Below are 5,032 nucleotides of genomic sequence, written 5' to 3'. Positions count from 1 at the left end.
CGCGGCGGGAGCGGGCTGTGATCCGCCATTGGCGGACGGCGGGGCGCTGGCAGGCGGGACGGTCGGCGTGCCGGGCCGGGAAGGACACGCGCTGACTTGCGGCTTTTGCTCCGGCGCTTCCGGCTCGGGATCCTCGGCGGGCGTGAGCCATACGGCGTTCAGCCAGGCGCACAACTGGTTGACCATGTCCGGCGTGAGGCGCACCGATGCCTCGTAGCCCTGGGGCGAAAAGGCGTAAAAGCGGGCGAAGTGCTCGCGCACGACAAAAATGAAATAGGGCTTATCCCAGCGCGCACGCGTCCACAGGAACGTGATGCCGCTGTCGCGGCGCATCAGGGCCAGCCACAGCTTCGCATCGACGGGCTGCACGCCGTTGAGCGGGAACTTCTGCGACAGCGTGCTGAGCAGCGTGAACGTGAAGTCGATGAACACGACTTTTTCGGCGTTCTGGTACGAATCGACCGCCATCGAGACCGAGTCGTCCTGGCTGCTGAGGATGAGCGTGGCGCGGCGGCGCGGCGGATCGCCCGGGAGCTTGTTCAGGCGCGAGTGCGAGAGCAGCGTGGCGTTGACGTAGCGTTCCGACAGATCGTCGTCCAGGTCGATCTCGCCTGCGAAAAACTGCTGCAAGTCGATGGGGGCGTCGGTCAGCAGCGAGCGCGTATGGCCCGATTCGCGCAGATCGCGGGCGAGACGCTGGCGATCCTGGTTGGTGATACGCCGCGTCAGGGCGCGCGTGATGCGAATCAGCTCTGCCGCTGAAATCGAGCTGAGAGGCGTCCAGCTTGTCGGAAGATCGTTGTTCCCATGCTCTGACATTAATGCTTCCTCGTGTCTGCTGGGCATTATTATAGGCCAGACCCCGGTAAAGCAAAAGCGTTAAGCGCCGCCGCATTTCAAAATTTCATAACTCTCATAATTGGCTTCAATTTTCAGATAATGCTGCACCAATGGACCCGATCGCGGTTCGCAGCGGGGTGGTCCCACGTTGGAAAACGGTACGAGATGCGCCGCTTATGGTTGACAGCGCGTACTCAGGTCATATATACTGACCGTACCGAACAAGTGTTCTAGTATGTGTTGGGTATTTACTTGAGGGACCTCACCCCCGGAAAAGCAGCGGTTAGCTGAGAGCTAAAGCAAGGGCAAAGGCAAAAGCAAACGCGACCTCACCCCCGGCCCCCTTTCAAGGGTAGGTTTTTTATGGAAGCCTTAGAATGCTTAAGCTTCCACGGGTTTTCAAGGACTAGCAGTTGTTGCAGTACGGCGAAATCGTTGGTGGTCTGAGGCCGTTTCCGCCTCAAGCGCTGGCAGCGCCAGACCGTGAAGCTCTCGATTTTCAGCCGTTGAAAGGCGAATCACCCGCCTAAGCATTGACGTGTGATTCCCAAGAATTAAAAACCTACCCCTAAAAACCCCCGGCCCCTCTCCAGTCTGGGCTGGAGAGGGGAGGCAAGCAGTATCTAACGGGGATCGGAGGGGCGGGGTTTGCTCCGCCCGCTGAGAGAAAAGCCGGGTAGGGCAAGCCCTACCCCTACGGATGGAAACAGGAATCGGGGCACGACAGGGCGGGTTGCTCGTAGGGACCTCACCCCCGGCCCCTCTCCAATCAAGTTGGAGAGGGGAGACAGGCAGTATCCAGGGGGAAGCGCATCAAACCTGTTTCTACGGATCGCGGGTTTTTGATGGGCGGGCGAGAAACCTGTTTTTCTCGCTCGGGGAGTGCAGCACAGAGTCAGTTTTAAATGGGATGGCACGATGGGATGAGAGGGCAATGGGAGAACCCACGAGGGATTGCTGCGTCTGCTTCCCGGTGAGCCAGGGGGGACCGGCGCGCCAGTGGGAACGGAGGGGCGTAGTTGGGACGCTGGCGGGAGAGGCGCAATGACGAAGAAGCAAAAGAACGCGGGCAATGGGTCACGCGACCGGATTTACGAGTTCATCGTTCGATATAAGCGGGAGCACGACGGGCTGGCCCCCGCCATCACAGAGATCGCGGAGGGCTGTTTTTTGAGCGTCTCCACCGTCAAATATCACCTCTTTATGCTGGAACGTGAGGATCGTATTCGCCTGGACGGACGCCGCCGCATCGAAGTCGTGGGCGGTAAATGGGATCTGGGCGGCAATCGCCCGGCGCGCGCCAAGTAACCAGTCCAGGGGCACGGCAGCGACACAAAACAGGGGCCAACAGATGCGGCCCCTGTGTGCGTTCAGGAGACCGATCCCGCGACGTATTCCGCCGCGGCCAGTCCTGAGAGGGCCGCCCCCTCGACGCGCGGGCCGCCGAAGGCATCCCCCGCGAAGACCAGCGGCGGCAGACCGTCCGCGGCCAGATAGCGCTCGCGGTACGTGGTGATGGGCATGGCATAACGCCAGTGGTCCAGGTGGGCCTGCGCGATCTCGGTCCGGTAGTCCTTGAACAACTGGAGCGCCGTCGCCAGCGCATTGAGCGCTTCGGTGTCGGGCCGGTCCCAATATTGGCGGCTGTAGTCCGGTCCGGCGTGCACCGTGACCAGAGTAGCGCCCGGCGAGATGCCTTTGCGCCGGTTGTCCGCGATCCAGGTGATGGTCGCGTTGGGGCGCTGGACCGCGCCCGGCTCGGGCAGGTGGATGTTGCCGTTCAGCCAGAACAGGCCCGACAGGCACGGCGTATAGTCGACGTGTTCCAGGATCGTGCGCGTGGCAAAAGAGAGCGGCGCGGCATCGTGGTCGAGCAGCCCCAGCGCGAGCGGAATGGGCGGTGTCAGAATGAGTGCCCCGGCGTGATATACGCCGCCCGATGAATCGGTCGCAGTCCAGCCTGTACCCCCGGGCATGATGGAAACGATCCGGGTATTGATCTGCACGGGCAGATCCGCCGCGAGATGCGCTGCAAGCGCCTGCATCCCCCCGTGCGCGGCGTAGCGAGGGTAACCGGTGGCGGGCGTGGTCCCCAGACTGCCATCGCTCCACCCATGTGACCACTCATAGACCAGCCCGGCGGCCAGCCAGCGATCGATCTGTGCCTGGAACTGCTCCTCGCGGGCGGTGAAGAACTGCGCGCCCGAATCGGCCAGCCCAGGGCCGAGGCGGCGTGTCGCCATCCGGCCCCCTACGGCGTTGTTTTGTTCCAGCACAAGCACCCGCGCACCGCTGCGCGTCAGCTTACGAGCGGCCATCAGCCCCGCAATGCCCGCCCCCACGATGAGTACGTCAGCTTGTTTGTTTTCTGCCATCGGCGTGCCTCCTCAGCTTCATTATAAACTGAAGCTGTGACAAACCGATTCGGTGATCCTGCTTAATTCGTCTTTGCGCGCCGCGCGTGTGCGCTCGTGTTTCCGGCGGCCCGGAGCGTCACAAAAGGACGTCCTTGACCGGGCGGCGCAGCGCACGCGGCATGGCCTGCCCATAGCCGAAGCGCAGCAGGAGCTGGGGAAGCGCCGCGCCCGATCCGAGCGCGGTTTGAAGCTGGGCGCGCACTTCGGCCACCTCGACAGGCTGGTTCAGGAAAGCGGAGTGGATTTCACGCGTGGTGAGCGCCAGCGCGAGCCGTTCGTAGACCTGCCCGGTGCGCACCCAGGCCACTTTGTCGTCGGACCGGGATGTGATCACGACCGCGCCGGACGCGCTGCGCATTTTCGCGCTGTCGGTCTCGGCCTGATCCTGCGGCTTCATGCGCGTGACAAACAGCTTGCCCACCCAGCGCGGCACCTGGGGATTGCCGGTCGCGCCGGTAAAAAGGCCGTCGAGATGATCGAGCGCTTCTCGCTTGTTGAAGCGCAGCCAGTCGACCAGCTCGTCGATGAACGGGTTGCTGCCGTATTGGGCGAGCGTCCCGGCGTGGATGACCTCGACGAGCGTTTCGATGCGCGGCTGCCCGGTGATGAGGTGGATGTCGATTTCCGGTTCCAGGGGGAGCGCCTGAAGCATGTCCAGATCCGCCGTGGGGACGGGCTGGCCGTCATAGTCCGAGCGGACGTTCTGGCGGCGCGGGATGGCCTCGAATGCCGGATCGATCTGCGGCGCGTCGGTGTGGAGCTGAACGCGGACGACGTCTTCACTCGCAGGATAGGCGACCTCGGGGGTGTATCCGGCGGCGCGCGCGGCGGTCAGCAGGTTTTCCAGGGCGCAGCCGAGGCTGATCCACAGTTCCCGATCGTGGGGGTCCACGACGGCCAGACGGCGGGCGGCGTCGGGGTGAATCTCGATCGCGCCGTCCCGGATGGCAAACTTCCAAGGCTGCGCGTTGTGCCCGTTGGCTGCCAGCGTCGCGGCGCGGACGAGTTCCCGCATTTGATCCGGGACCGGGAGGCCGGTTTGGACCGGCGCCCACGTCTGCGCGGCCTGCCCGCTGTAGTCCATCCACGGCGCGGTGTCGTAGAGCGTGTAGCCTCCGGCGGCAGAGACGCCCGCCGCTGCCGATAGGCCGAGAAATTTGCGGCGACTGAGTTTCAGGTGCGAACGCTGCTGGTCCATGAGTTCCCCCCCTGTGAGATGCGCGTGTGGCGCTGTGTGTGTCGATCGAATTTGTGCGGCGCGGCGTCCGATGTGCGGGGCGGCGTTCCCGCTTATGCCGCGACCTGATTCAAACTACGTTGAAGATGGGACTGGGTAGCGCAGCAGGGGAAGGAGGAATAGCGAAAAGCAAGAGCAAGGGCGAAAAGCAAACGCGACTTCACCCCCGGCCCCGCCTTGATTGGAGAAGGGAGACAAACACAGGGCTATGGGGCGTCTGTAGGGAAAAATTTGATCGCCCATCGTGGGAAAAGCCGGGCGATGCTTGCATCGCCCGTACGAAAAGCGCGATCGTTCATTGTGCGCTCGGAAGGGCAGGCTTGAGGCGCGGAAGTGGGATGCGCGCCGACAGAATCCGGTGGGCGGGTGTCATTCCAGGGCGGCGAGGGCGTCCGGCGTGCCGATGCGACGCAGCGCGTTTTCCGCCCCGGTGCGCACGCTGTGGTGCTCGTCGCGCAGGGCGGTGATCAGGTCCGGCACGGCGGCGGCATCCCCGATCCAGCCCAGCGCCTCGGCACAGGCGGCCCGCACGCGCACG

General features: G+C 63.8%; 5 protein-coding genes. 1 reads left to right on the top strand and 4 read right to left on the bottom strand.

Annotation, left to right across the window (positions count from 1 at the left end):
• Positions 1-819 (bottom strand): hypothetical protein (locus V7116_RS25335; protein WP_324394791.1); only part of this gene is annotated, 819 nt, incomplete at its 3' end.
• 1,065 nt (positions 820-1,884) lie between these two features.
• Between V7116_RS25335 and V7116_RS25330 the strand changes: the two genes are divergently transcribed.
• Complete coding sequence (locus tag V7116_RS25330) at positions 1,885-2,148, top strand: LexA family protein (protein ID WP_324394790.1); 264 nt, start codon at positions 1,885-1,887, stop codon at positions 2,146-2,148.
• A gap of 62 nt (positions 2,149-2,210) precedes the next feature.
• On the opposite strand, the gene V7116_RS25325 is transcribed toward V7116_RS25330, so the two are convergent.
• The 3 genes from V7116_RS25325 to V7116_RS25950 form a co-directional block, all read right to left on the bottom strand.
• Positions 2,211-3,215, bottom strand: a complete 1,005-nt coding sequence (locus V7116_RS25325) for an NAD(P)/FAD-dependent oxidoreductase (RefSeq protein WP_324394789.1) — start codon at positions 3,213-3,215, stop codon at positions 2,211-2,213.
• A gap of 118 nt (positions 3,216-3,333) precedes the next feature.
• The gene (locus tag V7116_RS25320; RefSeq protein WP_324394788.1) at positions 3,334-4,455 is read right to left on the bottom strand and encodes an Acg family FMN-binding oxidoreductase; all 1,122 of its coding nucleotides are present in this window, start codon (positions 4,453-4,455) and stop codon (positions 3,334-3,336) included.
• A 408-nt stretch (positions 4,456-4,863) separates the two neighbouring features.
• On the bottom strand, positions 4,864-5,025 hold the full coding sequence (locus V7116_RS25950) for a HEAT repeat domain-containing protein (protein WP_349258566.1): 162 nt from the start codon (positions 5,023-5,025) through the stop codon (positions 4,864-4,866).
• Positions 5,026-5,032: the final 7 nt, after the last annotated feature.

The sequence above is a fragment of the Aggregatilinea sp. genome, assembly GCF_036822615.1.
Taxonomy (GTDB): Bacteria; Chloroflexota; Anaerolineae; order Aggregatilineales; family Aggregatilineaceae; genus Aggregatilinea.
The sequence above is the reverse complement of the archived record's forward strand: the minus strand, read 5'-3'. Positions and strand labels throughout refer to the sequence as shown.

Coding starts and splice junctions, on each gene's coding strand:
- V7116_RS25330 (WP_324394790.1), top strand. CDS start 1,885: ATGACGAAGAAGCAAAAGAACGCGGGCAATGGGTCACGCGACCGGATT.
- V7116_RS25325 (WP_324394789.1), bottom strand. CDS start 3,215: ATGGCAGAAAACAAACAAGCTGACGTACTCATCGTGGGGGCGGGCATT.
- V7116_RS25320 (WP_324394788.1), bottom strand. CDS start 4,455: ATGGACCAGCAGCGTTCGCACCTGAAACTCAGTCGCCGCAAATTTCTC.